This window comes from Streptomyces sp. SID486, from assembly GCF_009865385.1.
Classification (GTDB): domain Bacteria; phylum Actinomycetota; class Actinomycetes; order Streptomycetales; family Streptomycetaceae; genus Streptomyces.
Genome location: NZ_WWJT01000062.1, coordinates 1 through 1511, shown reverse-complemented (window position 1 = coordinate 1511; position 1511 = coordinate 1). Strand labels below are relative to the sequence as shown.

1 protein-coding gene is annotated in these 1511 nt (G+C 74.7%); it reads left to right on the top strand.

Features of this window, described 5'->3' with window-relative positions:
• Positions 1-1308: PQQ-binding-like beta-propeller repeat protein (locus GT045_RS03205; RefSeq protein WP_161333230.1), on the top strand; the 1308-nt coding region annotated here is incomplete at its 5' end.
• Between the last annotated feature and the right edge of the window lie 203 nt (positions 1309-1511).

Genomic DNA, 1511 nt, shown 5'->3' with positions numbered 1-1511 from the left:
CTCCCCCGCCGGCGTACCGCCCGTACGGTCCTGGCCGCCTGCGGTGTCCTCGCCGCGGCCCTGACGGGATACCTCCTGCTCGCCCCCGGCCACGGTGACGCCACCGCACGGGTGGATTCCGCACCCGCCGCCCGCTGGAGCTCCCTGCCCGCAGGCTGGCAACCGTGGCAGACGACCGCGTACGCGGACGCCGAACGAGGGGTGAAGAAGGCGCCGGGGTACGAGGGCGACAGAGCACCGGCCTGCGTACCGGACGACGAGGCCCTCTACTGCGCCGGGAGCGCACTCCTGCCCGAGCGCGTCGACGCCACCACCGGACGCACCCTGTGGCGCTCCGGCATCACCCCGGCCTCCCTTCCGGCCGACCGGTATGTCACGACCGTCCTCGGCACTCACGAGGGCGTGGTCCTGGTGGAACTGACGATCACCGGCGACGACGGCCGGGGACGGTCCCAGTCCGTCCTGGCACTCGACGCCGCCGACGGCCGGGAACTCTGGTCACACCCGGTGCGCACCGACAGCCTCGGCTCGGCCTACGCGGCCGGACTGACCCTGACTCAGGAGGGAGACGGCACCACCGTGACCGTCCGCTCCGCGCGCCAGGGCACGGTGCGCCGGCGGATCCCCCTTCCGGTGGGGTACGACTGTTCGCCGCTCGCCGTCGCCGACCGCCCCTACGTGCAGTGCGCCTCCCGCGCCGAGGGCTCCCACGCCACGAGGTTCCTCGTCGTCGACCCCACCGGCACCTCCGACCGCGTCCTGGAGTCCCCCGCGCAGCAGGGCAGCTTCGTCGGGGTCCAGAACGGGCGGCTGCTGTTCGTGGAGTCGGACGAACGGCCCGTCACCAACAGCCCCGATCTGATCTACACCCGGATCGTGCGCGTCGACCCGGACACCGCCGGCCGCTCGGTGACGAAGCTCCCCGAGCGCTACCGGGGAGGGACCCCCTCCCTGGCGCACGGCACCCTCTACTTCGCCACGTCCAGCGGGCTGGTCACCGCCGTCTCCCCGGTGACGGGCGAGCGGCTGTGGCGCAGCCACACGACCCTGGAGACGCCGGGCGCGGTCTCCGTGGACCCGAGCGGGCGCACTGTCTGCCTGGCCGGCGGCAGCGGCCGGGTGGCCGCCCTCGACGCGGTCCGCGGCACCCTGCTGTGGGAGTCCTCGGCACGGGCGGAGGTGCTCGACAGCGGGCTCCTGCCCGAGGTGTGGTTCCACCGGGGCGCCCTGGTCCTGGCGGCCTCGGACGGCACCCTCTTCACCCTCGACCCGGCCCACCCCGACCGCAGGCCGGCCCCCGCCGGCTGATCCGGATGGGGGCGGCCGCCACGGAGCACGTCGCCCGCCTGCCGCCCCTCGCGATCGCGTGATGGTCACCGCCGCGGTCTCGGGTCTCGTCGCGGTCACGTCTTGCGGTCGCGTGTGGTCGCCGCCGTGGCCTCGGGTCTCGTCGCGGTCGCGTCGTGCAGTCGCGTGTGGTCACCGCCGTGGCCTTGAGTCTCGTCGCGGTC